Origin of the sequence: Comamonas sp. Y33R10-2 (genome assembly GCF_019355935.1) — a bacterium.
Taxonomy (GTDB): Bacteria; Pseudomonadota; Gammaproteobacteria; order Burkholderiales; family Burkholderiaceae_C; genus Comamonas.
The window spans coordinates 2,489,814-2,516,213 of sequence record NZ_CP079925.1 but is presented as its reverse complement, the minus strand read 5'-3'; the positions used below and the strand labels follow the sequence as shown (position 1 = coordinate 2,516,213).

At 56.4% G+C, this 26,400-nt stretch carries 28 protein-coding genes; 18 read left to right on the top strand and 10 right to left on the bottom strand.

The window, feature by feature from the left end; all coding sequences use genetic code 11:
- Positions 1 to 169: 169 nt before the first annotated feature.
- The 4 genes from KUF54_RS11230 to KUF54_RS11215 all read right to left on the bottom strand — a co-directional run bounded on the left by KUF54_RS11230 (position 170) and on the right by KUF54_RS11215 (position 5,599).
- On the bottom strand, positions 170 to 595 hold the full coding sequence (locus KUF54_RS11230) for a barstar family protein (RefSeq protein ID WP_219342911.1): 426 nt from the start codon (positions 593 to 595) through the stop codon (positions 170 to 172).
- Positions 596 to 737: 142 nt separating this feature from the next.
- Positions 738 to 1,157, bottom strand: coding sequence for a ribonuclease domain-containing protein (locus tag KUF54_RS11225; RefSeq protein WP_219342910.1), 420 nt, complete (start codon positions 1,155 to 1,157; stop codon positions 738 to 740).
- Between the two features lie 201 nt (positions 1,158 to 1,358).
- Positions 1,359 to 2,849, bottom strand: coding sequence for a sodium/proline symporter PutP (gene putP / locus KUF54_RS11220; RefSeq protein WP_219342909.1), 1,491 nt, complete (start codon positions 2,847 to 2,849; stop codon positions 1,359 to 1,361).
- A gap of 176 nt (positions 2,850 to 3,025) precedes the next feature.
- Entirely contained in the window at positions 3,026 to 5,599 is a 2,574-nt protein-coding gene (locus KUF54_RS11215) for a transglycosylase domain-containing protein (RefSeq protein WP_370627608.1), read from the bottom strand.
- Positions 5,600 to 5,826: 227 nt separating this feature from the next.
- On the opposite strand from KUF54_RS11215, the gene KUF54_RS11210 reads away from it, so the two are divergent.
- The 3 genes from KUF54_RS11210 (at position 5,827) to ycaC (ending at position 8,308) form a co-directional block, all read left to right on the top strand.
- Positions 5,827 to 6,312: a glutathione peroxidase gene (locus tag KUF54_RS11210; protein WP_219342908.1), complete on the top strand. Its 486-nt coding sequence runs from the start codon at positions 5,827 to 5,829 to the stop codon at positions 6,310 to 6,312.
- Between the two features lie 353 nt (positions 6,313 to 6,665).
- Positions 6,666 to 7,586, top strand: a complete 921-nt coding sequence (locus KUF54_RS11205; RefSeq protein WP_219346373.1) for a pirin family protein — start codon at positions 6,666 to 6,668, stop codon at positions 7,584 to 7,586.
- A 92-nt stretch (positions 7,587 to 7,678) separates the two neighbouring features.
- Positions 7,679 to 8,308 (top strand): isochorismate family cysteine hydrolase YcaC, encoded by a 630-nt coding sequence (gene ycaC / locus KUF54_RS11200; protein WP_219342907.1) that lies wholly within the window; start codon positions 7,679 to 7,681, stop codon positions 8,306 to 8,308.
- Positions 8,309 to 8,524: 216 nt separating this feature from the next.
- On the opposite strand, the gene KUF54_RS11195 is transcribed toward ycaC, so the two are convergent.
- Complete coding sequence (locus KUF54_RS11195) at positions 8,525 to 9,589, bottom strand: PAS domain-containing protein (protein ID WP_219342906.1); 1,065 nt, start codon at positions 9,587 to 9,589, stop codon at positions 8,525 to 8,527.
- On the bottom strand, positions 9,582 to 10,430 hold the full coding sequence (locus tag KUF54_RS11190; RefSeq protein WP_219342905.1) for a hypothetical protein: 849 nt from the start codon (positions 10,428 to 10,430) through the stop codon (positions 9,582 to 9,584). The genes KUF54_RS11195 and KUF54_RS11190 overlap by 8 nt, the downstream gene beginning before the upstream one ends.
- Before the next feature lie 340 nt (positions 10,431 to 10,770).
- Between KUF54_RS11190 and KUF54_RS11185 the strand changes: the two genes are divergently transcribed.
- The 3 genes from KUF54_RS11185 to KUF54_RS11175 all read left to right on the top strand — a co-directional run bounded on the left by KUF54_RS11185 (position 10,771) and on the right by KUF54_RS11175 (position 12,370).
- The gene (locus KUF54_RS11185; RefSeq protein WP_219342904.1) at positions 10,771 to 11,145 is read left to right on the top strand and encodes a VOC family protein; all 375 of its coding nucleotides are present in this window, start codon (positions 10,771 to 10,773) and stop codon (positions 11,143 to 11,145) included.
- 196 nt (positions 11,146 to 11,341) lie between these two features.
- Positions 11,342 to 11,584 carry a hypothetical protein gene (locus tag KUF54_RS11180; protein ID WP_219342903.1) on the top strand — a complete coding sequence of 81 codons (243 nt, stop codon included), beginning with the start codon at positions 11,342 to 11,344 and terminating at the stop codon, positions 11,582 to 11,584.
- A 174-nt stretch (positions 11,585 to 11,758) separates the two neighbouring features.
- Positions 11,759 to 12,370, top strand: a complete 612-nt coding sequence (locus KUF54_RS11175; RefSeq protein WP_219342902.1) for a class I SAM-dependent methyltransferase — start codon at positions 11,759 to 11,761, stop codon at positions 12,368 to 12,370.
- A 60-nt stretch (positions 12,371 to 12,430) separates the two neighbouring features.
- Here the strand turns inward: KUF54_RS11175 and KUF54_RS11170 are convergent, their stop codons facing one another.
- Positions 12,431 to 13,264, bottom strand: coding sequence for a NaeI family type II restriction endonuclease (locus KUF54_RS11170; RefSeq protein WP_219342901.1), 834 nt, complete (start codon positions 13,262 to 13,264; stop codon positions 12,431 to 12,433).
- Positions 13,265 to 13,428: 164 nt separating this feature from the next.
- Here KUF54_RS11170 and KUF54_RS11165 point away from each other — a divergent pair, with 164 nt between their 5' ends.
- The 4 genes from KUF54_RS11165 to KUF54_RS11150 all read left to right on the top strand — a co-directional run bounded on the left by KUF54_RS11165 (position 13,429) and on the right by KUF54_RS11150 (position 17,134).
- Positions 13,429 to 13,644 (top strand): hypothetical protein, encoded by a 216-nt coding sequence (locus KUF54_RS11165; protein ID WP_219342900.1) that lies wholly within the window; start codon positions 13,429 to 13,431, stop codon positions 13,642 to 13,644.
- A complete protein-coding gene (locus KUF54_RS11160; RefSeq protein ID WP_219342899.1) occupies positions 13,641 to 14,612 on the top strand; it encodes a DNA cytosine methyltransferase in 972 nt (323 codons plus the stop codon). Before KUF54_RS11165 ends, KUF54_RS11160 begins: the two co-directional genes overlap by 4 nt.
- A 155-nt stretch (positions 14,613 to 14,767) precedes the next feature.
- Entirely contained in the window at positions 14,768 to 15,568 is an 801-nt protein-coding gene (locus tag KUF54_RS11155; RefSeq protein WP_219342898.1) for a tRNA-uridine aminocarboxypropyltransferase, read from the top strand.
- Between the two features lie 474 nt (positions 15,569 to 16,042).
- Positions 16,043 to 17,134 (top strand): acyltransferase, encoded by a 1,092-nt coding sequence (locus KUF54_RS11150; RefSeq protein ID WP_219342897.1) that lies wholly within the window; start codon positions 16,043 to 16,045, stop codon positions 17,132 to 17,134.
- A 23-nt stretch (positions 17,135 to 17,157) separates the two neighbouring features.
- On the opposite strand, the gene KUF54_RS11145 is transcribed toward KUF54_RS11150, so the two are convergent.
- Positions 17,158 to 17,817, bottom strand: coding sequence for a DUF924 family protein (locus KUF54_RS11145; protein WP_219342896.1), 660 nt, complete (start codon positions 17,815 to 17,817; stop codon positions 17,158 to 17,160).
- Between the two features lie 290 nt (positions 17,818 to 18,107).
- Here KUF54_RS11145 and KUF54_RS11140 point away from each other — a divergent pair, with 290 nt between their 5' ends.
- The 4 genes from KUF54_RS11140 (at position 18,108) to KUF54_RS11125 (ending at position 21,351) form a co-directional block, all read left to right on the top strand.
- Positions 18,108 to 18,638, top strand: a complete 531-nt coding sequence (locus KUF54_RS11140) for a DUF1439 domain-containing protein (protein ID WP_219346372.1) — start codon at positions 18,108 to 18,110, stop codon at positions 18,636 to 18,638.
- Between the two features lie 192 nt (positions 18,639 to 18,830).
- On the top strand, positions 18,831 to 19,547 hold the full coding sequence (locus KUF54_RS11135) for a glutathione binding-like protein (protein ID WP_219342895.1): 717 nt from the start codon (positions 18,831 to 18,833) through the stop codon (positions 19,545 to 19,547).
- A 139-nt stretch (positions 19,548 to 19,686) separates the two neighbouring features.
- Positions 19,687 to 20,742 (top strand): pirin family protein, encoded by a 1,056-nt coding sequence (locus KUF54_RS11130; RefSeq protein ID WP_219342894.1) that lies wholly within the window; start codon positions 19,687 to 19,689, stop codon positions 20,740 to 20,742.
- 123 nt (positions 20,743 to 20,865) lie between these two features.
- Complete coding sequence (locus tag KUF54_RS11125; RefSeq protein WP_219342893.1) at positions 20,866 to 21,351, top strand: peptidylprolyl isomerase; 486 nt, start codon at positions 20,866 to 20,868, stop codon at positions 21,349 to 21,351.
- A gap of 199 nt (positions 21,352 to 21,550) precedes the next feature.
- On the opposite strand, the gene KUF54_RS11120 is transcribed toward KUF54_RS11125, so the two are convergent.
- A complete protein-coding gene (locus KUF54_RS11120; protein WP_219342892.1) occupies positions 21,551 to 22,471 on the bottom strand; it encodes a phosphoribosylaminoimidazolesuccinocarboxamide synthase in 921 nt (306 codons plus the stop codon).
- Positions 22,472 to 22,917: 446 nt separating this feature from the next.
- Between KUF54_RS11120 and hpf the strand changes: the two genes are divergently transcribed.
- The 3 genes from hpf to hprK all read left to right on the top strand — a co-directional run bounded on the left by hpf (position 22,918) and on the right by hprK (position 24,902).
- On the top strand, positions 22,918 to 23,265 hold the full coding sequence (gene hpf / locus KUF54_RS11115; protein ID WP_219342891.1) for a ribosome hibernation-promoting factor, HPF/YfiA family: 348 nt from the start codon (positions 22,918 to 22,920) through the stop codon (positions 23,263 to 23,265).
- Between the two features lie 168 nt (positions 23,266 to 23,433).
- On the top strand, positions 23,434 to 23,907 hold the full coding sequence (locus KUF54_RS11110; protein WP_219342890.1) for a PTS sugar transporter subunit IIA: 474 nt from the start codon (positions 23,434 to 23,436) through the stop codon (positions 23,905 to 23,907).
- Positions 23,908 to 23,942: 35 nt separating this feature from the next.
- The gene (gene hprK / locus KUF54_RS11105) at positions 23,943 to 24,902 is read left to right on the top strand and encodes an HPr(Ser) kinase/phosphatase (RefSeq protein WP_219342889.1); all 960 of its coding nucleotides are present in this window, start codon (positions 23,943 to 23,945) and stop codon (positions 24,900 to 24,902) included.
- 274 nt (positions 24,903 to 25,176) lie between these two features.
- On the opposite strand, the gene fur is transcribed toward hprK, so the two are convergent.
- Complete coding sequence (gene fur, locus KUF54_RS11100) at positions 25,177 to 25,602, bottom strand: ferric iron uptake transcriptional regulator (RefSeq protein ID WP_219342888.1); 426 nt, start codon at positions 25,600 to 25,602, stop codon at positions 25,177 to 25,179.
- Positions 25,603 to 25,748: 146 nt separating this feature from the next.
- Here fur and KUF54_RS11095 point away from each other — a divergent pair, with 146 nt between their 5' ends.
- On the top strand, positions 25,749 to 26,291 hold the full coding sequence (locus KUF54_RS11095; RefSeq protein WP_219346371.1) for an outer membrane protein assembly factor BamE: 543 nt from the start codon (positions 25,749 to 25,751) through the stop codon (positions 26,289 to 26,291).
- The last annotated feature ends 109 nt before the right edge of the window (positions 26,292 to 26,400 follow it).

The following is a 26,400-nucleotide window of genomic DNA, read 5'->3' as shown; positions in this document are numbered from 1 at the left end:
ACGTATCCAACTGTTACCGAATTCCGGTGCACTGGGAATCACTGAAAACTGGTAATTTCAAAAACGTTTCAGGGTGACAAAAAAGTCTTTACGGGCGCTAACCGCGCGGCTGAAACAAAAACGCCCGCAATGAGAGCGGGCATTCTTCATTGGTAGACCGAGGACGGGTTTACAGGAATGAGTAAAAGCAGCGGAAATTAATTTTTCGCTCGCCCCAGAACTCTGCCGTGTCACGGAACACATCGAGCAATTGCTCGCGCACTTCTTTGTCGAACTTGGCCGTGGTGGGGATTTGGTCAAGCACGACGACAAAGCCGGGCTGTGGACCGGATTTGTGTATGGGATCGGTCATGCAGTCATACAGCGCATCCCAATTCTTGCCAAAGTGCGCTGGCAGGAAAAATTGGGTGGCCAGCAACTCAAAAATATCCGCCTTGGTCTGCGCGTGTGCCAAGTTGGCATAGAGAAAATGCGCTCCTAAAGTCTCTGCGGCGGCTTGTAAGTCAGTGGTGCGATAGGCGCGGATGGACTGCACAATGTTTGTGCGAACATTGCGCAGGGGTGTATCCGACGGCTTACGAAGTGGCGTGTCCATCTCCGTGATTCTTTCTAAAAACATCAAAACTGTTGACAGCAGCACAGCGGGCAGATCTGTAGGCGATCTGCGCAAACCTTGGCTGCGGACTTCAAAAGGGCTAAAGCCGGTGGATAAAAGGCTCGCAGGCCGTCTTCAAAGTTCATGGGACGATCTGCTGAAAACTGTTGTAGTGGTCGCCGGTGTAAAAACAGGCATCGGGCAGTTGCGGCTCTCGTCCCCCGCAAACAATACGCCGCGCACCGCGGTTTCTGGCTACAGGGGTGCGTACCGTGTATTCGCGGTAATAGCCTCGTGACTGGCGGGGCAGTATGCGTTCGCGGTTGCCGAAGACTGAGCCATCTTTGTCGCTGCTGAAGGGGCCACCCTTCAGGATGCGGCCATAGGTGGTGCGGCCATCGCGCGGCAAGTCATCCAGCGCAATCGCTTCAAAACCGGGGACGGTGAGTTGGGCCTCAGGCGCTTTGAACGCCAACGCCGCTGGCGAGGTAAGCGCAAAAGCGGCACCCAGCATCAACGCTAAACCCGTTTGGTACACCTTGGCTGCAGCGGCCTTGAGCATTCACTAAACCTTTCCGAATCTCAGATAAGGCCTGAAATTTCGACCCGTAAGTGTGACGGATAGGCATCAAAATTGCAAGGTGTGCCTGTTTTTTGTGCAGCGCGATGCGGGTTGTGAATAGTCGGTGAATGGGTTTTTCACAGCGGCTTAAAACCAAGCCCTGCAGGCATAGGGCGTGCAGGGCTTGGGTGGGTGAAGGTTTTATTCGCCGTGGGCGGCAATTTCGGCGTCCACATCTTTGTGGGTTGTCGTAATGGTGGCCGATGGTGCTTTGTCCAAAAGGCTGAACACTACGATTGCGATAGCAGACAGTACAAAGCCTGGAACGATCTCATAGAGTTTGAACCACTGGAAATGCTGCCAGACCAGCACGGTGACGGCGCCCACAATCATGCCGGCCAGTGCACCGTTGCGTGTCATACGGCCCCACAGCAGCGAGATCAGCACCAGCGGGCCAAAGGCCGCGCCAAAGCCGGCCCAGGCGTTGCTGACCATGCTCAGCACCTTGGCGTTGGGGTTTTGGGCAATGATGATGGCGATCACAGCAATGGCAAACACCATGGCGCGGCCAAACCAGACCAGTTGCTTTTGGCTGGCGTTCTTGTTCAGGAAGGTCTTGTAGATATCCTGCGTCAGTGCGCTGGAGCACACCAGCAACTGGCATGACAGGGTGCTCATCACGGCAGCCAGCACGGCGGCCAGCAGCACGCCGGCAATCCAAGGGTTGAACAGCAGTTTGGCGACTTCTAGGAAGACGTTTTCGCTGTTGGCGTTCACGCCAGCGGCCAAATCAGGGCGGCTGGCAAAGAAGGCGATGCCGAAGAAGCCCACGGCCACAGCGCCGCCCAAGCACAGCATCATCCACGCCATGCCAATGCGGCGGGCGCTAGGAATGGTTTTGACCGATTCTGCCGCCATAAAGCGAACCAGGATATGTGGCTGGCCGAAGTAGCCCAAGCCCCATGCCAACAGCGAGATGATGGCAATGGCGCCATGGCCCTTGAACATGTCGAAGGCCCCGCTGCGGGCGCTTTCGATGATGGCGGTGCTGGCTCCCACGCCACCATCGGCGTAAATCACCATCAGCGGGGCCAAAATCAGGGCGGTAATCATCAGTGCTGCTTGAATGGTGTCGGTCCAGCTCACGGCCAAAAAGCCGCCGATGAACACATACGCCATGGTGGCGATGGCGCCTACCCACAAAGCGGTGTGGTAATCCATGCCGAACATGGACTCAAACAGACGGGCACCGGCCACCACGCCAGAGGCGCAGTAAATGGTGAAGAACACCAAAATCACCAGCGCGGTGACGATGCGCAGCAGGCTGCTTTTGTCTTCAAAGCGGTTGGTAAAGTAGTCGGGCAGAGTCAGTGCATTGCCCACCTTCTCGGTATAGACGCGCAGGCGCGCCGCTACAAAGCGCCAGTTCAGCCACGCGCCAATGCACAGACCAATGGCAATCCAAGAGGCAGACAGCCCTTGGGTAAACACCGCGCCGGGCAGGCCCATGAGCAGCCAGCCGCTCATATCCGATGCGCCAGCTGACAGGGCTGTGACCACGGGGCCCAGACTGCGCCCGCCCAAAATATAGTCAGACAGGCTGGATGTGGCTTTGTAGCCAGCCCAGCCGATGAGCATCATGCTCAGCAAATAGATGGCAAAGGTGACGATAGTTGGCGTATTGGCGGTCATGTCGGCTCCGGGTCTTGACATTGCGCTATCAACATGTGAGTGTCATGTTGAGCGATGAATGCGCAAAAACAAATCCGCCAAGAGGCCTCCTGGTGAGAGGTAGCCCGGCGGATGTTAGGCCTCAATTGGACCAGCTATTCGACAGCCCAGTAGCGTATGTGGCTGAAAGAGGATGCTTACTTGGCTTCAGGCGCTGCGTTCAGCGGAGCATTGGGTGGCGTACTCAGAGGCACATTAAGAGGAGCAGCGGGCGGCAGGCTCGTGCCTATATCGCTCCAACTCGAAGGCGTTGGCGTTTGATTTGGTGCTTGTATCGGTGTTTTGGCAGGGCTGGTTGCTGCATCGTTAGGAGCTAAGCCGGGGCTGCTCTCCAAGTCGGATGGTGATGCGGTGCCCGGCGCAGCTTGTACCCCGCTGTCCGGTGGTGACGAGGGCGTGCTTTCCACCACGTCGGCATCGCCGCTCTTGCTTGGCGGCGTTGTGGCGGCTGGCGCAACCTGTTCAGGCTTGTCACTGTCCTTTTCGTCGCTGCTGCCCCATTGATTGACCTTGTCGCGCAGGCCTTCTACCAAGCTGCTCCACCAGTGCGTGGTGTTGGGCTGCGTAAAGTGGGCCTTGGCGTTCAGCATGGGGCTGCGTAGTGCGCGGGACATGAAGTCGCCCACCATGGGCAGGGCGCTGCGCGAGCCTTGGCCCCACTGGTCGCTTTTGAGGGTGATGCGCGAGTCGTTAAAGCCCGCCCACGCGCCGGTCACGATTTGGGGGTGCATGAGCAGGAACCAGCCATCGGCATTGCCCTGCGTGGTGCCGGTTTTGCCCGCTACATCCGCGCGAATACCGTATTGCTTGCGAATAGCGCGGCCTGTGCCCTTGTCGATCACGGCGCGCATCATCTCGATCAGGCCGTAGTTTTCCTCTTCATCCCAAACCACATCGGGCTTGGGCGGGGTGAACTCAGCCAGCAACTCTCCATCCGCGTTCTCAATACGAGTCACCAGCTGCGGGGGAATGAATCGGCCTGAATTGGCAATGCTGCCGTAGGCGTTGACCATCTCCAGCAGCGTGACCGGGCTTGAGCCCAAAGCCAGCGAGGGCACAGCCTCTAGCGGGCTTTGGCGCACGCCCAAGGCGCGAGCCAGTTTGATGACGCGGTCCATCCCCACTTCTTGGCCCAGCTTGGCAGTGATGGTGTTTTTGGAATAAGCCAGTGCATCGCTGAGCTTCATCGCTACGCCCGTGGGCTCTGTGGCGTCGCTGGGGCTCCAGACCTCGCCGCCCGGTAGCTGAATTTCAATCGCTTCATCCTTGCGCGTATCGTCGGGCTTGGCGCCTTGTTGCAGCGCTGCGCCATACACAAAGGGCTTGAAGGTGGAGCCGGGCTGGCGGCGGGCCTGCGCCACATGGTCAAACGCATCTTGCGCATAGTCGCGGCTGCCGACCCAGGCCAGCACGGCGGATGTGCGCGGGTCCATGGCCAAAAAGCCGGCCTGAACGCGGGTCTTGTCCTCGCGCAGCTTCTTCATGAAGGCCTTGTCGGACAGCAGCTTCTTGATGGCTTCTTCTTCGTTGATCGCGTCGGCTTTGCCCGTGCGGGTGAGCTTGCGGAACTCATTGCTCTCGCGCACCAACTGCTGGACCAGTGCGCTGTCGGCATTCCAGCCGTCACGGCGGCTCCAGTTGGTGTTGGCAATGCCTTGCAGCGTATTCATTTGGCGGCTCACCGCCTGCTGCGCCCAGTTTTGCAGGCGCGAGTCGAGCGTGGTGCGCACCACCAAACCATCGGTGTAGATGTTGTAGTCGTTCTTGTCCGCCCATGCGATAAGCCATTTGCGCAGTTGCTGCGAAAAGTGCGGCGCCATGCCCGTGGGCTCTTCCTGGCGCTCAAAGTCCAGACGCATGGGGCGTTTTTTCAGGCGCTCGAACTCGTCGTCCTTCAACTCGCCGCGCTTGACCATTTGGCTGAGCACCGTGTTGCGCCGGGCAAGGGCGCGGTCGGGGTTGATGACGGGGTTGTAGTAGGCATTGCCCTTGAGCATGCCCACTAGCGTGGCGCTTTCCAGCACCGTTAGCTTGGCCGCTGATTTATCGAAATAAGTGCGCGCCGCCATCTCAATGCCAAAGGCGTTGTAGAGAAAAGGCACGGTGTTCAGATAGGTTTCGAGAATCTCTTGCTTGCTGTAGAGCGCCTCAATCTTGAACGCCGTAATCGCCTCCTTGAGCTTACGGTTCACATTGCGTGCGCGGCCAATTTCTGTGGGGTACAGGTTGCGGGCCAGCTGCTGCGTGATGGTGGAGCCGCCTTGCGGATTGCCATTGAGGGTGTGAATGACCGAGCCCACGGTGCGCGTGAAGTCCATGCCATGGTGGTCATAAAAGCGGTGATCTTCGGTGGCGACCAGCGCTTTGATGACGGCGGGGGAGATTTGCGCGAGCGGCACCCACTGGCGGTTGCTGCGCTTGAATTCACCAATCAGCTTGCCGTCCGCGCTCAAAATTTGCGTGGGTTGATCGAGCTTGGCTTTGCGAATGTCGCTGATGCTGGGCGTGAGCGGAATCAGCAGTAGCACATAGACGATAAACAGCGCCGGCAGCGCTGCTGCAAACCACAGCCATTCACGCCGCGTGGGCCAACGCCGCCACCAAGGCAGGGCTGCGATGCGCTGCCCCAGAGCCGAGGCCTGAGTACGTGCCCACAGCAGCTTCGCTTGGGCTAAGCATTTTTCTTTTAATTCGTTCAATGACACACGCACGGTACAAGGCAGGCCCGCCAAGGGCAGCAAGAAGGCAAGACTGCGAAGAATGCCCAATAAACAGGCGCTCTGCTTGCGATGATCGGTGTTTCTATGGTCGCAGCCCCGGTATTGTCGGCGGTGGCTGCATGCTTAGGGTAGTTTCTGGCTGTGAGATAAATGACAAGCTGTCTTAAGCTTGTCTCTTCACACATCTCTACACCTCTTTACTTCAGCGCGAGGATCGTATGGCCAACAGTATTTATGACTTTGAAGCAACCGATATTCAGGGCCGCAGCGTCCCGCTGTCCCAGTACCGGGGCAAAGTGCTGCTGATTGTGAATACGGCCAGCGCCTGCGGCTTCACGCCCCAGTACAAGGGCTTGCAGGCCTTGCATGAGCAATATGAAAAGCAAGGTTTGGTGGTGCTGGGCTTTCCCTGCAACCAGTTTGGCGCGCAGGAAAAAGGCTCGGACGATGAAATCGCCAGCTTTTGCGAGCTGAACTTCGGCGTCAGCTTTCCTCTCATGCACAAGATTGATGTCAATGGCGATGGCGCGCATCCGCTCTACCAATGGCTCAAGGATCAAGCTCCCGGCGTCTTGGGCACCCAATCCATTAAATGGAACTTCACCAAGTTCTTAGTGGGCAAAGAGGGACAAGTGATTCGCCGCTACGCCCCACAAGACAAGCCAGAAAAATTGGCGGCTGATATTAAGGCTGCACTGGCCTGATTCATCAAAATTAATAGCAGCTACTGCTTATTGCTTAAGCAGTACAGCCTATTTTTGCTATTTTTAAGGCGGTGTTGTCTGCAGGCAATGCCTTTGCCTCCTTGGGTGTGAAGCCTTCGCTGAGCATTGGAGGCCGCTTCACCCTTCAATATCTTGACGTTCATCAAGTCACTGTTCTACAGGTAGAACTCTGAGTGTGAATATTGTTGACTTTTCGCGTGTTTGTTCCGAATTTATACTTTTAAGCATGTTCAATAGACCGCTGAAGTCTCGTTGCTTTCGGTCTTTCAAAGCGTTTGACATGGTTTGCGCCGATGTGCGCTGCGCTCTCTCGCTTTAAGGAAATTGCCGTGCTGAAGAAAATTTTGGGTGTGTATGAGGCTCCTCGTCCTCACTGGGTAGGCAACGGCTTTCATGTCAGCTCCCTGTTCAGCTATAGCGACCATGGCCGTGCTCTGAGCCCTTTTTTGCTGCTCGACCACGCGGCTCCTGAGAGCTTCTCTCCCACCACCGAGCGTCGTGGTGTGGGCACCCATCCCCATCGCGGTTTTGAAACCGTGACCATTGTCTATGACGGTGAAGTGGCTCATCGCGACTCCACAGGCGCGGGCGGCACCATCGGCCCCGGCGATGTGCAGTGGATGACGGCTGGCGCTGGCATCCTGCACGAAGAATTTCACTCCGAAGCCTTTGCCAAGACTGGCGGCCCTATGGAGATGGTGCAGCTTTGGGTCAACTTGCCCGCCAAAGACAAGATGTCTGCCCCCGGCTACCAGACCCTGCTGAATGCAGATATTCCGAAGGTCGAGCTGCCCGATGGCGCAGGCTCGCTGCGTGTGATTGCCGGTGATTACGCTGCTATCAATGCTGTTGATAAAGCTCTTGCCCATGGCCCTGCGATGACATTTACGCCCATCAATGTATGGGATGTGCGCCTGAACGCTGGCGCCAAGGCGGAATTTAAGGCCCAGCCCGGCCACACGCTGGCACTGGTGGTGCAGCGCGGCACGGTGCTCATCAACGGCAAGGAAGTGGCGCGCGCCGGCCAACTGGTGCACCTCGATCGCGCTGGCGATACCGTGCAGTTTGAAGCGAACAACGACGTCATGCTGCTGTGGTTGTCGGGCGAGCCGATTGACGAGCCTGTGGTTGGCTATGGCCCGTTTGTGATGAACAGTGACGATGAAATCGCCCAAGCGATGGATGACTTCCGCAATGGCCGTTTCGGTCGCATTCCAGCTGCCGAGCGCACCAGCGCTGCCACCAATCATTAATAGCCCAGTGCAGGCCTGCTGGGTAGCCTGTTATTTTTTGACAGGCCGCGGCCCTTTTTGTTTTTTTACTCTTCCCCATTTAGGAGATCTCCATGAGCAACAAGCCTTACGTTCGCCTTGACAAGAATGATGCCGCCGTCCTGCTGGTGGACCACCAAACTGGCCTGCTGTCTTTGGTGCGCGACATCGATCCGGACAAGTTCAAGAACAACGTGTTGGCCCTGTCGGACATGGCTGAGTACTTCAAGCTGCCCACCATTTTGACTACCAGCTTTGAAACCGGCCCCAACGGTCCTCTGGTGCCTGAGCTGAAGGAAAAGCACCCCACCGCTCCCTACATCGCCCGCCCCGGCCAGATCAACGCTTGGGACAACGAAGACTTCGTCAAGGCGGTGAAGGCCACCGGCAAGAAGCAATTGATTGTTGCTGGCGTGGTGACTGAAGTTTGTGTGTCCTTCCCCGTGCTGTCCGCACTGGCTGAAGGCTACGATGTGTTCGTGATTACCGACGCATCCGGCACCTTCAATGAAATGACGCAAAAGGCCGCTTGGAGCCGTATGGAACAAGCCGGCGCCCAACTGATGACATGGTTTGGCGCAGCGTGCGAGTTGCACCGCGATTGGCGCAATGACATCGAAGGTCTGGGTGCTTTGTTTAGCAACCACATCCCCGACTACCGCAATCTGATCAACAGCTACACCATGCTCACAGCTGGTAAGTAAGCTGGGTTGGTTGCAATAAAAGCCCGCAGGCTCTTGCAGCTTGCGGGCTTTTTTGCGGATGCTTGATTGGGGTTGCGAGCGTCTTTACTCGCGGCACGCTTGAAGGATTGCCACAGAGGGCGCGCCTTTCTTGTCAACGATGACAACGTCTACGCAATCATCAAAAATGATAGCTATCAGTCCAATAAAATCAATGACTGAAGCGTTGAACAAGCATTAATCCCCAGCTGCCAGCACCAGCTTGGCCGTCAAAGCGGTTCGCCCCGGCGACGAATCAATCTCCAACAAACCACCCACGCGCGCCACGCGCACGGCCATGGAGCGCATACCTATGCCCAGGCCGGAAGCGTCTACGGCCTGCACATCAAAGCCCACGCCATTGTCTTCAATGTGAAGCAGCAAAGAGTTTGCCTCGGGTTGGGTCAGAGACAGGCGCACTTGGACTGCCTTGCTGTGTTTGATGACGTTGGTCAGCGCCTCTTCGATGAGTCGTGTCAGCGCCAAGTATTGCAGTGCGTTGGGCGGGGTTTGCCAGCTTTGCGGAAATTGCCATTGGCAGCCGATCTCCAGCGCGTCGAACAGGTCGTTAAAGCGACGGCGCAAGGGGGCCAGCCATTCTTGAGGGGAGGCGGGCACGCGCACTTGGGCCGATGAGTTGTTGTCAATGCTCTGGCGCAGGTCATTGCGAATCAGCTTGAGCATGGACAGCACTTGCGGCTGAGTCAGGGTATCGCTGCCTTGCTCCACCGAGGCGATCATGTGGACCAGCGCAGAGCCGAGGCCGTCATGCAGATCATGGGTGAGGCGCAGCCGCTCTTGCAGCCGGGCATTGGCGAGCTTTTCAGCTTCAAGCTCGGCGCGCAGATGCTCGGCTTTTTTCTGATCGCGAATGTCAAAGGTGAAGCCGATTAAGGCCGTGGGCTGGCCTTGTTGGTCGCACAGCACATGCACGACTTCTTTGACCCAGACAAAACGGTTGTCGGGAGTCAGGGCGCGGTATTCGGCTTCGTGGTCTACGCCGGCCAAACACAGCTCTACGCAGCGCGAGACGGTTTGATCACGCTCGTCGGGGTGGATGCGGGCAGCCCAGTCGTTGACGGTGTCCCAGCTCTCGGGCGTCCAGCCCAGCAGGTCTTCGATCTGCGGGCCGATATAGGTATATTTTTTGCTCTCCCAGTCGATCTTGAAGGGGATCGCCAAGGTTGATTCCAGCAGTGTTTGATACAGACCGTTGTCTGTCTCGGGCTCAAGGGTGCGCTGGCGCACAGGGGTATCAAGCATGGGGAGCCTTTGTGAGTGAGGACAGAGGGAGCTGGGGGTGAACCGTTGGCAGCTCGTTCCATAGCCAGTGGAAGTGGCCGCCTTCGGTTTGCAGCAAGGTTTTGGTCTTGACACTGGCTTGCTTGAGTCCTGAGTCATGCCAGCAAGCGAGAGCCACATTGCGGTCGCCGTGCAACGCCAGGCAGGTTTCATCCGATTGGCTCAAGGGTGGCGGCTCAGGCTGTGGCGGCAGGTACAAGGCGTGGCCGCGCGCAAGCCAAAGGTCTGCAAGGCAAATTTTCTTCTGATGCGGCCAGTACTTGGCGACGGTAATAACGCGCGGTAAATGCGCGTCTACAGAGGCGAAGACATGGGGGAAGTTGTGATACTCCAAATCGGTGCAGACCTTGCCTAGCATCCGAAAACCAGTGCCCTCGTAAGGAGAGCGGTGGCCGGCAAACATGCCGTATTCATAGTCAATTTGCTTGAGTACAGGGTGCGGGCTGGAGATGCGGACACCTTGGCCGGGCTTCACCAGCGTCATGCCAAAGGCCGCAGCCACTTCGCGACTGGCGCGCAGGGCGGTGTATTCGACTTGGGTGCCTTGAAACACGAGCCGGGTTCGGTCGCCATATTGGGGGTCGGGCGACGTCGTGGGGTCTGGGCGAACCTTGTAAGCGTTGCCAAGCTCAATCTCGGGGTCAAGCGCTGCGGCTTCAAGCAGCTTGAGGCCGGCTGGCGGCTGAGCGTAATAGTGAGGCAGTCCACTCACGTTGCACAAGAACGGGGTCTGCTCAAGATCGACAGTGGTCTCGTTGCCTGAGACGATGAACATGACGGGATCGAGCTCGGTTGGAACCATGGTGTAGCACTTTGCGTAAGGAAGCGGAGAGATGCTCGCAGCATGCCGGTTGCCGCATGTGTAGCGCGCCGCTCTGACAGTCGTGAGCCTGTTTGCGTGTAAGCCAATCGCTTCAGTCTAAAACAAGCAAGCATGATGCCTGCTGCGGCGCATTGGCGCAAAGCTTTTTAAAGCTTCTCTTTTGATAGCTATTGCTGCTTGTTTTAAAAGGACCTGAGCCCTGTTTCAGTCTTGCGCGAACAAGACAACCTGCCTGCATAAAGCTCGCTACGATGGCACTCTTTGCGACCACTCTTAATGACCAAGATCGCCCCCAAAAGGGCTTACCAAGGAGATAACAATGTTTAGTCACATCATGCTGGGCGTGAATGATCTGGAAGTTGGCAAGCGCTTTTACGACGCGCTGCTGGGCCCGCTGGGCATTGCGCCCGGCGTTGCTAATAAAAACCGTTTTTTCTACCGCAGCCCCACCGGTGTTTTTGCCATCAGCACGCCGATTAATGGTGAACCCGCGACTGCGGGAAATGGCGCGACCACGGGGTTTCTGGCCCAGTCCATCGAGCAGGTCAATACCGCCCATGCAGCAGGTGTGGCGGCCGGCGGCCAATCGATTGAAGACGCACCGGGCTGGCGCAGCGACAGCATGTATCTGGCTTATGTACGTGACCCTGATGGCAACAAAATTTGCCTGATGCACCGCAAGCCTGCTGCGTAACCCTGCTGAGGAAACCAGCGGTGCGCTGTTGGTGCTTCACAGCGCAGCCAACGGTGAGTGCGCGCCATTGAAAGGCCCAGCAGGGTGCGGTGATGCTGCTTTAGCGCCGGTGAAAAACCGGGGCAAGCGGCACAATGGCTGCTTTGCAGCGCGGGCATGTGTCCGGGCCTTGCTCCACATTCCAGTAGCTTTTTTCATGACTAACACCACCAATCCTGCCGAAGACCATCTGTGCGATAGCTGCGCCGGCATTCAGCGCAACTGGCGCAAAGCCCCCGGCCATGCCGAGTTGATGCAGCGCGGCAACCGCAAAGAAGAGCGTGGCTCTAACTCGTCCACAGTGACGCGTTATGTCTGCGAGCGTTGCGGCACCGTGTGGGATTACGAAAACGACAAGCAAGATCAGCGCAAGGGCTGGTCTGTGATCGGGCGAATTTAATCCCCCCTGAGGCGCTTTGCGCCTTCCCCCTAGGGGGACGACGCCATCGCTGCGAGGCGGCTCTTGCTTGGCGTCTCTGAGTTGGAGTGCGCCAATTGCCAAGTCTGCGGCGCCAAAATAGCCAAACTGTGCGGCGCCTTTGGGCGCCGTTTGTTTTGATCAGAAGGAGGCTGCGTGCAATCTGCAAGCAACGAGTGGTTTGACGAGGCGTATTACCAGCGCTTTTACTTCGATAAAAAGACCAGCGTGATCGACCCCGAGCACGCCCGTCGGCTGGGTGCGTTTGTCTGCTCGTATCTTGCGTATCTGCGCGTGCCGGTGCGGCGGGTGCTGGATGTGGGCTGCGGCATTGGTCTGTGGCGCGACACGGTGGAGCAGCATTTCCCTGGCGTGAGCTATCAGGGCGTGGAATTTAGCCCCTATCTGTGCGAGCGCTATGGCTGGCAGCAGGGCTCGGTCGTGGATTGGCAGCCTCAAGACGGCAAGCCCTTCGATTTGGTGATTTGCCAAGGCGTGCTGCCGTACTTAAGCCCGCCGGATTTGAAGAAGGCATTGACCAATTTAGGGCGCCTGTCGTGCGGCGGTCTCTACATCGAAGCGGTAGCCAAAGAAGACTACGAGCGCGACATCATTGATGAAGTCTTGACCGACTCACGCCTGTACCGCCACCGCGCCGATCTGTATCGCCGTGGTCTGCAGCCCCACTTTAAAGAGTTGGGCGGCGGCGTGTGGCTGAGCCGCAAGGCCGATATGCCGCTGTTTGAGCTTGAAGCCGTGGGTGGGTAAAGCGAAAGCTTTGGCTTCGTTAATAGTAGTTGGATCCAACTCATTCACTGCTACCCGTGTTCATGGAAAGTTCATCGGATCAATACTCATGCAAAAACCTTTTGGTAATGGAGGTAAACCGGCGGTTTTTATGAGTTTTCGATCCTCAGACGAGGATGCACGAAGTACATCGAACTTTTTTCCAGGAGCTCGTGCATTTGATGCATCTGGTCTCATACGTCTCGTCCAGTCGCGGTGCTGAGAGACTGCTTCTACTAATGTTTCAGGAATTTTCTGGTTAAGTAACGCTACAAATAGCCTGTTGAGTCTAGTTTGCGCTCCAACATGAGGGTCCGTTATGTCGCGACGAAGCTGAAGCGGGAGGCCTGCCATAAAACCAATAATTGAGCTCTTAGCGACTTGGTCTTTGACCAGCCAGCGGACCCGGCTCATTCCAATTGGATTTAGACCAGATTTTGCATCCCGGTTTTTACCGGGATTCAGTTCGTTCTCCCGCACTCTTACGAGTCCAACGGAAACGGCATGATTAATTTCTTTAAAACGGGCAACAAGACAAATTTCGTCATGGGCCTCAGGAGGGATAGTCCAATTCGAGCGCACCGTGAACTTGATGTCAACATTTTCTCCTGCAATCTTCACATCGAGCACTGGCGAACGCTCGAGTTCTAGCTCCATCCGTAGTACGTTTTCGACTCGGATGCCAAAAACAGTTTTTTCTGGCTTATCCAATTCCGCGATTGTCCACCGAGCGCTGCGTACAGGGTCAATCACTTCGTCAATGGCGCGAGCGACCCCATCAACAAGCTTTTGTTCCAAATCGGGGATAGCTCGTAAAAATTTTTCAACGCTGTCGAGCGTTGAATCCGATGGATGTATTTGAGGCTTGGTAGTCATAGATCAACTCTAGCCGGCCTCCTCTCAAAGCCATGAGGCTTACATCACAAAATATTTCCCAATGTTGCCGATGCTTCAAATTGCGCATCAAGGACAAAAGATACTCATCTACTCATATGAGCCTTTTTTGAGTCTGGTATACTGTTTTTATATACAGTTAATATATGCAATCCAAATCACTTCAAGTCACTCCAATTCCAACTCCTCGAAAAAATGTCGAAGACGAACTGGTAAGAGTCAATTTATTGGTGCCAGTTTCACTGCGTAAAGAGTGGAAGGCTTTGGCTCTCGAATCGGATAAGACATTGACTCAAGTCATCATTGAAGCCATGACGCGTCAAGTTAGTCGCAACACTCAAAACGAGAACTCTAAAAAATGAATTCAATTGAAATTTGCGCAGGTGGAGGTGGCCAAGCATTGGGACTTGAGCAAGCCGGATTTGGGCATATGGACCTTGTTGAGTTTGAGGCTCCTGCTTGCGCGACGCTGCGATTGAATAGACCGGAATGGCGGGTCATTGAAGGCGATGTTCGTGAATACACGTCAGCACACCTAAAGGGGATTGAATTAATTGCAGGCGGCGTACCATGCCCGCCTTTTTCGCATGCTGGCAAGCAATTAGGAGCAGATGATGAGCGAGATATGTTCCCCGAAGCGCTGCGTCTCGTTGAAGAAGCGTCGCCACTAGCGGTAATGCTAGAAAACGTGCGAGGACTGCTTGATCCTAGGTTTGCTGACTATCGTGCGAATGTAATTAATACGCTTCATAAGCTCGGATACCACGCGGAGTGGCGTCTATTACAAGCTAGCGATTTTGGTGTACCGCAATTGCGTCCACGCTCAATTTTGGTTGGCCTCAAACGAGAAATAGCGCCATATTTCAGTTGGCCGGAACCGGGGCGCATCAAGCCTTTAACTGTTGGCGATGCACTCTATGATCTCATGGCTGCTGACGGCTGGACGGGCGCTCAGCAGTGGCGCGATGATGCACAAGCGATTGCTCCCACTCTTGTCGGAGGCTCTAAAAAGCATGGAGGCCCGGATCTTGGTCCGACTCGCGCGCGCCATGCTTGGGCAGCTATCGGCGTGGACGGGCGTGGTCTCGCTGACGCACCTCCCGCAATCGCGTTTGAAGGAATGCCTCGATTGACCGTGCGGATGGCTGCAAGAATTCAAGGATTCCCCGACAGTTGGCAAATTTTTGGTAAAAAAACTGCCGCCTATCGACAAGTTGGAAATGCCTTTCCACCACCGGTTGCTAAAGCTGTCGGTGATCAAATTGTGGCAGCTATCAATGCTAGGGCTCTCAAAAAACTCTCGAGAACTACTGCATCAGCGGATGCATGAACCTCTTTAAACTTCATAAGAGCTGTTTACCCAGTCAAGTCTTTGCTGATTTTTGTGTGCATCTCTCTCGCATCTGTCATTGAAGTCTTATCTTCTTAGAAGACAGGAACAACTTATCGAATGTGAGTTGTTCTAAATTTTTTGACAATAGTCCTGTGTCTTCCATCCTCGTCTCAACTCCATCGCCTGTTCAACCCCACGCCGTATCGCGCCTGCGCACGGCGCGGCTGGCGCGCAGCACGCGGCCTTTTTTGGCGCGTGGCGGCCCCAAGGGTGAGCGCTGTGAGGGCTGCCGTTTGCGCCCTTCGCACTGCATGTGCGCGCTGCGCCCTGAGCTGAACACCCGCGCCGCGTTTTGTGTGCTGATGCACGACTCAGAGCCGCTCAAGCCGAGCAACACCGGCTGGCTAATTGCCGACGTGGTGCGCGAAACCTATGCCTTTGGCTGGTCACGCACCGAGGTCGATCCGCAGATCGAAGCCTTGCTGGCTGACCCCCAGTGGCAGCCCTATGTCGTCTTCCCCGGTGAATACGCCCAGTCGCCGCAGCGTGTGGTGCAAGCGCTGGATGGTGAAGATGCGCGTGCGCTTGAACCCGGCAAACGGCCACTCTTCATCTTGCTGGATGCGACATGGTCTGAGGCGCGCAAGATGTTTCGCAAAAGCCCGTATTTGGATGGCTTTCCGGTGCTGAGCCTGCACCCTGACTTGCTATCGCGCTATCAATTGCGTAGGTCTAAGCGCGACGATCACTTCTGCACCAGTGAGGTCGCCGCCCTGTGCCTTGAACTGGTGGGTGATACCGCCGATGTACATGCCGGCCAGGTACTGGAGAGTTATTTGGGCGTGTTTACCGAGCGCTATTTGCAGGCCAAGCACCAGCAACGCGCCGATGCGGGCAGCGAGGCTCATCAGCGTTTGCAGGGCTTACTCGACGTTGTGCCCGCCAATCCATAACAGTCATATAACTGCCGCATAACGAACGAATAAAAAGTGCCACTGCATTATCAAATTTGATAGCTGATAGTCCTTGCAAATGTTGGACTACAGATTGTTTTTGTACTTAATTGTTAAGACTGCTTTGAATATCTGGGCCTTTGCCGGTAAGTGAGGGCTTTGGGTTTGGGATATTCCAAAAAATCTGTTCAAATCGCCCGCGACTGTTTACTTGTGAACAAAAATGAGTCATTTGGCTATGGGCTCGCGCGAATTTTGCTGCCTCACTGCGTGGGCAGCGAAGGGTGCCGAGGCTTGCCCAAGCCCGCTGTATGGAGTGTGCTGCGCACGCTCTGCGACCCCGAGTCGCTGCAAAGAGCTGTTACTGCCTCTTTGCGAAAACTCTAAATACTGCATCAGCTGTGCATGAGCGCGGCGGTGTTTTGTGAATCGCAAGCTCAGCCTAAGCCTGAGCGAAGGGAGAGGTGTCCGGTTTTGGTGGAGTCAGCTTTGAAGCTGCGCTACAACCCTGCGCTTGATGGGTTGAGAGGCATTGCCATTGTGCTGGTGCTGCTCTCGCACGCCCATGCGCCGTTGTTTGATGGTGCGTTTTTCGGTGTCGATCTGTTCTTTGTGCTCAGCGGCTTTTTGATCACCTCGCTGCTGCTGATGGAGTATCAGCAGCATGGCAAGCTCGATTACTGGCGCTTTTACCGTCGCCGGTTTTTCAGACTGATGCCGGCAATGGCGCTGTTTTTGGGCGCGTACTGCGTGATCGCTCCCTTTCTCTGGCCGGATCTGACGGACATCTATTCAGACGCACTGGTCTCCATCCTTTACCTGGCTGACTACGGCATCGCTTTCTTTGACAGCCCAGACACGCTGCTGCATATGTGGTCGCTGTCGGTGGAGGAGCATTTCTATCTAATCTGGCCACCGTTCTTGGTCTTGCTGCTGCGCAAGGCTACGCCGGGTCGGGTGTGGGCGCCGCTGCTGGCGCTGTGGGTACTGAGCACGCTGTGGCGCATCTTTTGGGTGGCGCAGGAGCAGCAGTTCTACGAAATTTTCTTTCGCTTTGATACCCGTGCTTCGGGCTTGCTGGCCGGTGCGCTGCTGGCCGCCTTGATGCTGGAGCGGCCGCAGTGGATTGAGCGCTTGCAGTCTCTGCGCGCCTACACCATGTGGCTGGTGCTGGCCGTGCCGCTAATCATGGAGCTGAAGTGGGACGATCAACACGCCATGATTTGGGGCATTACGGTGGTGGAATGCGCGGCGCTGGTGGTGCTTTTGAGCGTGCAAAAACCGGTGGGTGTGGTCTATGAAATGCTAACTGCGCCGCTGTTCATCAAGCTGGGCCAGTTGTCTTACGGCATCTACCTGTGGCATTACCCGGTGGTGCGCTATTTGCGGGCGGATTACTCTTGGCCGGTTACGGTGCTGCTGGGCCTGCTGATTTCGACGGCGCTATCCGCCCTCTCGTTTTACACGGTGGAGCGCTGGGCCATGCGCTACCGCGATGTGGGCAGCAAGCCTGAGCGCAAGCCGCAGCCGCAATCCCCGTCACGTAAGGAGCCCGCGCTGCGTTAGGCGACGCGCGGCTCGTAAGCGGGTTAAAAGCCGGAGCCGGGCTGGGCCAGATACGCAGCTTCTTGCGCCGTGCTGGTCCGGCCCAAAATCGCGTTGCGGTGCGGAAAGCGGCAGAACTGCTCGATCACCACCTGATGGCGCTTGGCGTAATCCAGCGACCCGGCCAGATACTCGCGCAAATCAGCATCCGTGGCAGTTTGGTGCATGGCATCAAACACCGCCACACAGCGCTGCTGCATGGCGGGGTCTTCAGCATGCTCCAGCGGCAGGTACATGAAGACGCGCATCACCTCGGGCAACTGCTGGTCAGCACCAGACTCCATGGCTTGCAAGGCCAGCGTCAGCGCCTGCGGGTCGCCCGCAAAGCTTTTGGGCGTGTTGCGAAAGATGTTGCGCGTGAACTGATCGAGCAAAACCACCAGTGCCAGATGCTGCCAAGGCCCTTGCGCAGACCAATGCTGCAGGGCGCCGCCCAAAGCCGCTTCAACCGCAACGCCAAAGCGCGAGCGCAGTTCTTTATCAAACTCCGGGGACTTGGTGAACCAGCGCGCTTTATGTTCCAAAGCCTGTGCGTTGCTGGGCCTGGCGCTGCCAAACCACTGGGTCAGAACCAGGTCGGGCAGAGCGGTATCTGCGGCGGCTGCCGTCAGGGCTTCATGGGTGGGGGTCGGGTGAGCAGTCATGCCAATCATTGTGCACGGAGTGTTTTGCGGCTCATGCGTCAACCTTCGCGCTGCTGGCGCGTTGAATAACAAGCGTTTGCCTGCATCCTGCAGATGTCGCTTAATGGGGCGCTTTAAACACCCATTAAAACTCTGTGGAATATCAAGCAGAGCGACAATGATTTATTCAAAAACCATAGCGTAAAGTCTTGGTTTTTCAGGCGCTTCAATCAATTTTGAATCAGGTTTTACGGAGTTCGTTAGTCGTGAAGAATCGGCGCGCATGGTTAATGGCAGCAATGGGCCTGAGTATGGTCGCTGCAGGTTGCTCGGGAAAATCAGTGCCCAGCAGCGTAAGTGTGAGTCAGCAAAAGCTGCAGGAAATGCTGGCCAAGCGTTTCCCTAAGCAGTACCCGGTAGCGGGTCTGCTGCATCTCGATCTGAAGCTGCCGCAGCTGAACATGCGGCCTGAGAGCAATATGCTCAATGCTGTGATTCCTGTAGAGCTGAGTGGCAAGGTGCTCAAGCAGAGCTTTAGCGGCGTGCTGGATGTGAACTTTGCTCTGCGCTACGAGGCCGCAGACCGCACGCTGCGCGCTTACCAAATCAAGGTCAATCAACTGAGCATGGATGGCCTGTCGCCCGCGTTGAGCGACATGCTGGGCACTTACATTTCTTCTTTGGCTGAGCAGGCGCTGGGGCAAGTGGAGCTTTATCAGCTGCAAGAGCAAGACTTGGCGCTGGTGGATACGCTGGGCATGGAACCCGGCGCCATCACCGTCACCGCGCAGGGCCTGACGGTGGCGCTGGTGAAAAAAGCACCACAAGGCGTCAAGCGCTGAGTCTTTAAAACTAGCGCATGAACAAATAAGCCCGCATGGCCTGCCTGCGGGCTTTGTCTTTAATGGGGTGGATTAGCGCGGGGCTTGGCAATGGCTCCAAACCTGTGTCGCGATGCAGAAGTTCTGGCAGCTGCTGCGTTGAGTGCGCCCTGCCGTTACGATGCGGCAAAGCATTTATCAGGAGACCGCCGCATGACCCGCAACCTCGCCGACTTTTCCATCACCCGCAAATGGCCAGCTCAGCATCCCGAGCGCATTCAGCTGTACTCGTTGCCCACGCCCAACGGCGTGAAAGTGTCGATCGCGCTGGAGGAAATGCAGCTGCCTTACGAGGCCCATCTGGTCAGCTTTCAGACCAATGACCAGCTCTCGCCCGAGTTTGTGGGCAGCTTCCCCAATAACAAGATTCCCGCCATCATTGATCCGCAAGGCCCCGGCGGTCAGCCGCTGGCGCTGTTTGAGTCGGCTGCCATCCTCATCTATCTGGCCGAAAAGACCGGCAGCCCGCTGCTGCCTGCAGACCCTGCTGCGCGCTATGAAACCCTGCAGTGGCTGATGTTCCAGATGGGCGGTGTTGGCCCCATGTTTGGCCAGGTGGGCTTCTTCCATAAGTTCGCTGGCAAGGACTTTGAGGACAAGCGCCCTCGCGACCGCTATGTGAACGAATCCAAGCGCCTGCTGGGTGTGCTGGAGCAGCGCATGCAGGGCCGCGAGTGGATCATGGGTGAGCAGATCACGCTGGCGGACATTGCCATCTGGCCCTGGGTGCGCAACATGGTGGTGGAAACGGGCTACAACGCAGCCGAGCTTCTGGGCTGGAGCAGCTTCCCCGAGCTGCAGCGCGTGCTGGCGGCTTTTGTGGCACGACCGGCCGTGCAAAAAGGCTTGAACATGCCGCCTCGTGACTAAACATTGCAGCGCGGGCATTGTTGCTGTTGCAAAACCTGAAAACATTGTCCCGCCGGTGATGTCTTTCAATCAGGTGGCTAGGCCTTATCTTTGAGACTCAGGCTCTGCAGATGGCAGCGGCCCTCAAGAGGAGAACTCCATGACCACGACTCGCAAAACTATTCTCGAAAGCACTCCACTGGGCCCACGCTGGCCTTGTCTGGATCCTTTCCTGTTCTGCGCTCACCACGATGACACCTACCCTGCCAGCGACGGCAAGATGGGCGTGCAGGCTGTGGAGTTTGAGGGCCGCGAGATGGGCAGCGACTTCAGCGCCAAAGATGGTTTTTCCATGTACCACGGTGATGGCGTTCCGGGCTTTCCCGGCCACCCGCACCGCGGCTTTGAGACTGTGACGCTGGTGCGCAAGGGCCGTATCGACCATGCGGATTCGCTAGGTGCGGCTGCCCGCTTTGGCGGTGGTGATGTGCAGTGGCTGACCGCCGGTAAAGGCATTCAGCACTCAGAGATGTTTCCGCTGCTCAACAGTGACCAACCCAACCCGCTGGAGCTGTTCCAGATCTGGCTGAACCTGCCTGCCAGGAACAAGATGGTGGAGCCCCACTTCACCATGTTCTGGAACGAGCAGATTCCGCGTGTCAGCTTTACCGACGCAGCCGGGAAAAAGACGGCGGTAACCGTGATTGCGGGTGCGGTGCAAGGTGCGGATAAAGCCCTGCCACCGCCCCCAGAGTCATGGGCTTCGCAGGTGGGTAGCGATGTGGCTATCTGGACTTTGGAGTTGGAGCCCGGCGCGCGCTGGACCATGCCCAAGGCCACAGGCTCTGAAACCCATCGCATGCTCTACTTCTTTATGGGCAAGAGCATGTCTGTGGGCGGCGAAGCCGTGAAGCAGCACCTGGCCATGCACATTGATGCGCAAAACGATGTGGAGCTGGTCAACACCGGCGATGAGACCGTGGAGTTGGTGCTGCTGCAGGGCAAGCCCATTGGCGAGACCGTGTCGCAGTACGGCCCCTTTGTGATGAACACGCAGCAAGAGATCATGCAGGCCATTCAGGACTACCGCCGCACCCAGTTCGGCGGCTGGCCCTGGAAGGACAACGATCCGGTGCATGGCGCTGAGAATCGTCGTTTTGCCCGCTACCCCGGTGCGACCGTGGACGATTTGCCGCCTGTAGCGACAGCTGCCTGAAAACGCGCACCCTGTGGCGGTTGTTTAAACGCTGCCACAATGTGTGTTTAGAACGTCAACACGTTCACTTCCGCCACGACCTTAGGGAGCCGTGGCGGCTTTGTTTTGACCATACGCCAAGCCATGAACATTACTAAAGACACTGCTGTCACCATCAATTACAAGATTCACGAGCTGCTCGCGGGCGGCGTGGCCGTCAAGCTGCTGGACAAGGGCGATGTTGCCTTCTTGCACGGCGGCTATGACAACATCTTTGCCAAGGTCGAAGCTGCCTTGGACGGCAAGCAAAAGGGCGATACCGTGACTGTGGATCTTCCCGTGGAAGACGCTTTTGGCGCCCGCGACGAGAGCTTGCTGCGTACCATCCCCAAGGGCGAGTTCCCTGCGGGTGTGAAGGTGGGGGGCCAACTGCGCGGTGCCAATGAACAGGGCGAGCCCCAAATTTTCAATGTCGTGAAGATCAAGGGCCCCGTGGTGCATTTGGATGGCAACCATCCTCTGGCAGGTCTGGCTCTGCGCTTTAGCGCTGTGGTCAATGAAGTGCGTGCGGCTACTGAAGAAGAAATTGCCCACAAGCATGTGCACGGCGGCCACGGCCACCACCATTGATTCACCCGCCACAGCGGCGCTGCCACTGTCTGCACGGCTGCGCCTAGTCTCAACGCCGCTGTGACAGGCTTTCAGAATAGCTGTTGATTTTGAGTGTTTTGGGCCTCTAGCACAGATACAGCAAGCACTGGCAGCTATCAAAAAAGAATGGCCCCCGGACAAAAATCCGGGGGCCATTCTTTGTTTAGCGTTTGATTGCTTAGGCAGCAGTCAAGCGTTCCAGCGCTTCGCGGTACTTAGCGGCGGTCTTGTCGGTCACTTCCTTAGGCAGACGGGGCGACGGGGCTGTCTTGTCCCACAGCTTGCCGTTCACCTTGGCTTGCTCCAGCCAATCGCGCACAAACTGCTTGTCGTAGCTGGGAGGGTTTTCGCCAGCGGCCAGTGCTTCGGCATAGCCTTCCACAGGCCAGTAGCGCGAGCTGTCGGGGGTCAGCACTTCGTCCATCAGAACCAGTTGGCCGTCTGTGGTCAGGCCGAACTCGAACTTGGTGTCAGCAATGATCATTCCCTTGGTCAGCGCAATTTCAGACGCTTCCTTGTACAGACGAATAGCAGTGTCGCGAATTTGGACTGCCAACGGCTCGCCCACCATTTCCACGGTGCGCTCGTAAGTAATGTTTTCGTCGTGGTCACCCATCTCGGCCTTGGCGGCTGGGGTATAGATAGGTTCTGGCAGCTTGGCTGCGTTGGTCAGGCCAGCGGGCAGCTTCACGCCGCACACGGCTTGCGAGGTCTTGTACTCTTGCCAGCCGCTGCCGGCCAAATAACCGCGCACCACGGCCTCAATCATGATGGGCTTGAGGCGCTTGACCAGCATGGAGCGGCCTTCGACTTGCTTGACTTCTTCAGGCTTGACTACGGACTCAGGGGCTTCGCCCGTCAGGTGGTTAGGGCAGATATGGCTGAGCTTGTCGAACCAAAACAAGGCCATCTGTGTCAGCAGCACGCCCTTGCCGGGGATGGGCTCGCCCATGATCACGTCAAAGGCAGACAGACGGTCAGACGCAACCATCAGGATGCGGTCATCGCCCACGGCGTAGTTGTCGCGGACCTTGCCACGTGCGAGCAAAGGCAGCGAGGCGATGTTGGAAGTGTGCAGGGCAGAAGGCAAGGTGGTCATGGTCGAGTTTGAAGGCTGTCAGGCAATTCAGGCGAGCAAGTCGATCAGCAGGCGCCTGAGAGCCACAAGGGCTACCCAGCGTCGCAGGCTCGATAAGCGGCTGCGTAAAAAATGCGATTTTACGGGCGTAGGCAAGCATTTCGAGGTTCATGGCCTTCGCCTGCGCTCGTCTGCCGCGATACAAGCTTTGGCGCATGAAGGGGGCTGCCTCGTATGCGGTGCAAAGCCATCTATTGTGTAGCCAAAACAGAGTGTCATCAAACTGACGCACAAGGCCCCAAGTGCGACTGCGCTATCTGTACTTTTTCTTGGTCTTTGCACCAGCTAAGAGCATAGTGAATTCACACGCAAAGACGAATGCGCATTCAGAACTGCAAGGCTGCGGCACAGCCACCAAGGGCTGTAAAACCGCGGAGATTTCACTGAGAGCTAAGGAGTGTTTTGTTATGAATTTGACGATTAGCGGCCATCACCTAGAGGTCACTCCCTCGCTGCGTAGTTATGTCATGGCCAAACTTGAGCGCATTCTTCGGCACTTCGATCAAGTGGTTGATGTCAAGGTTCTTCTTTCTGTGGGTAAGCAAAAGGAAAAAGACCAGAGACAGCGTGCCGGCTGCACCGTGCGAGTGAAGGGGCAAGATTTGTTTGTCGAGACTCAGCACTCTGATCTTTATGCCGCAGTGGATGTTCTGGCGGATAAGCTTGACCGCGTTGTCTTGCGCTACAAGACGCGTCAGCAAGGTCCACGAGCGACTGCCAAACGCTTGGAATCGATTGATGTGGTGCAGCCATAGTTGTCAGTTTGATGAAAGCGAGGCGCAAACTCAGCGTTTGCGCCTATTTGGTGCAAGGCTGTAGCCTTGTTACAACGTTAATTACGCCTCTTTATGGGGCGGTTTTTGATAGTGATCAGGGTTTCCCCACGGTTTTCAGCGCTGCGGTGCATAATTGTTGATCACACCATGAATCGCCTAGCTTCTATCCTCCCACCCGCTCAAGTGCTTGTGAGCGTTGATGTCACCAGCAAGAAACGCGCTTTTGAAGAAGCGGGTTTACTCTTTGAGAGCTTGCATGGTCTGTCTCGTGCCTTGATCACTGATAGCCTGTTCGCCCGCGAACGTCTGGGCTCCACGGGTCTTGGGCACGGAGTTGCCATTCCTCACGGTCGCATCAAGGGCCTCACCGCCCCTATGGCTGCCGTGTTTCAACTGGCTAACCCCATTGGCTTTGATGCACCTGATGAACAGCCTGTTGGCCTGTTGATCTTTCTGCTGGTGCCTGAAGCTGCGACGCAAAAGCATCTAGAAATTCTCTCGGAGATTGCCGAGCTGCTCAGCGACAGCCAGCTGCGCGAGCGCTTGAAGTCTTCCACGGATGCGCAGCAACTGCACGACATGATCGACAGCTGGCAGTCTTCTGTCGTCTCTCAGGCCTAAGCCTTCCCCCTTCTTTTGACTGACAGGGCCTTGCCATGAGACCCAGCGCCATCAGTGCGGACGTATTGTTCGAGGCATTTCGCAACTCCAGCCTGCGCTGGCAATGGGTGGCGGGGCTTGGTGCCTCTGAACGCCGCTTTGACGAGATGGCCGTGCGTTCGGCCCGCTCAGGCGCAGACTTGGTAGGGTATCTCAACTACATCCACCCTTATCGGCTGCAGGTGCTGGGCGAGCGTGAAATTGCTTACCTGACCAATGCGACTTCTCAGGATTGCTTACGCCGTATTGCGCGCATCGTGACGCTGGAGCCGCCGGTGTTGGTGCTAGCCGATGGCCAAGAAGCGCCGGACGAACTGCTGGCCATGTGCGAGCGATCGCATATCCCGCTGTTCTCGACCAAGGAGCAATCTGCCTTCGTCATCGACGTGCTGCGCGCTTACCTGTCCAAGCACTTTGCCGACCGCATCACCATGCACGGTGTGTTCATGGACATTCTGGGCATGGGCGTGTTGATTACCGGCGAATCAGGTCTTGGCAAGAGTGAGCTGGGGCTGGAGCTGGTCACGCGGGGCAACGGTTTGGTGGCGGATGATGCCGTGGACCTGTACCGCATCAACCAGACCACGATTGAAGGCAAGTGCCCTGAACTGTTGCAGAACCTGCTGGAGGTACGCGGGATTGGCTTGCTGGATATTCGCTCCATCTTTGGCGAAACAGCGGTGCGCCGCAAGATGCGCCTCAAGCTCATTGTGCATTTGGTGCGCAGAGAAACCATGGAGCGCGAGTACGAGCGCCTGCCGGCTGAACCTCTAATTCAGGATGTGCTGGGTGTTCCCGTGCGCAAGGTGGTGATTCAGGTGGTGGCTGGCCGAAATATCGCTGTACTGGTGGAAGCCGCTGTGCGCAACGCTATCTTGCAGTTGCGCGGTATTGATACCTACCAAGAGTTTGTACTGCGCCACCGCCGGGCCATGGAAAAGGGCGAGTCGTTTTAGACCTGCAGCAGCCTTGATGCAGGGGATGCTGGCCCCCTGAAATAGTGCTATTTCGTTGACCTCAATTTGCTCACCGATTACCTGCCCCTAGCTTGATCAGCGAGTCCAGCACTGAGAAACCAATAGGCCGTTCCATGAACTTGATCCGCGCCTTTGTTAAGCAGTCAAGCTGAATATTGGCGCTACATCAAAGTCACAGAACAAAGAGATGTGTCCCAAACGTAAAAAGGGCAAGGCATTTGCATGCCCTGCCCTTTTTAAGAAGGTGTGAAAGTTACTTTTTGGCGCGGGTAGCGCATGCGGCGCACTGGCCGTAGAGGGCCATGGAGTGATCCTGAATCACCCAGCCCTTTTCTTGGGCGATCATGTTCTGGCGCTTTTCGATTTCAGCGTCGTAGAACTCTTCCACCTTGCCGCAGCTGGTGCAAACGAAGTGGTCATGGTGTTGACCTTCGTCGAGTTCGTAGATGGCTTTGCCGCTTTCAAAATTGCTGCGGATCAAAATGCCAGCTTGCTCAAACTGGGTCAGCACGCGGTAGACGGTGGCCAAGCCAATGTCCGAGCGCTCATCCAGCAGCACGCGAAACACGTCTTCTGCGGTCATGTGGCGCTGTGCGCCCGTCTGAAAGATTTCTAGAATTTTCAGGCGCGGCAGGGTTGCTTTGAGGCCCGTGCTTTTGAGTTCATCAATATTTTTCATGCGTCTTTCTCTTGGTGGACTACGGGCACATAGAAGGCTGGAAGCACGCTTTTGTAGAGAAGCTTTACACGTAGATAAAGGGAATCCTGAAGTGCATCCGGACCTACCGCTACAATGAACCTGATCATATCCATATGCCATTACCCATGCATCTTCAAGCCCGTAGCCGCGCAGCTCTGACTCTGACGCTGGCAATCGCAGCGGCACTGGCCGGTTGCAACAGTATTGATGGCGCTGCCCATCGTGTCGCCAATGTCATCACGCCGTACAAAATGGATGTGGTTCAGGGCAACTTTGTGTCTAAAGAACAGGTTCAGGCACTGCAGCCCGGCATGAGTCGTCAGCAGATTCGTGACATCTTGGGCACACCTTTGATGACCAGCGTATTCCACGGCGATCGCTGGGAATATGTATTCACAATCAAGCGCCCGGGCGTGGAGCCGCAGACTCGAAAGCTCACCGTCTACTTTAATGGCGACAGTTTTGCGCGCGCCGAAGGCGATGAGATGCCTTCCGAAGCTGAGTTTGTGGCCAGCCTCAAGGGCATGAAGGGCACTCCCAAGATTCCTCCGCTGGAAGCGACCGAGTCGCAGTTGGCCAAGTTCCCAGCACGCAACAATACGCAAGCGGAGCAGGCTGCTAACTTGCCAGCTGCTGCTGCCAGCTACCCTGCGCTGGATGCGCGTTAAGCGCTTGAGCGCCTGAGCGTTTAAGTACTAAAACATACTGATCCCCGCTTGGATCAAGCGGCGGATGCTCTCTTTTTTATGGCGGCATGGATTTAAACCCTGCCGTCTG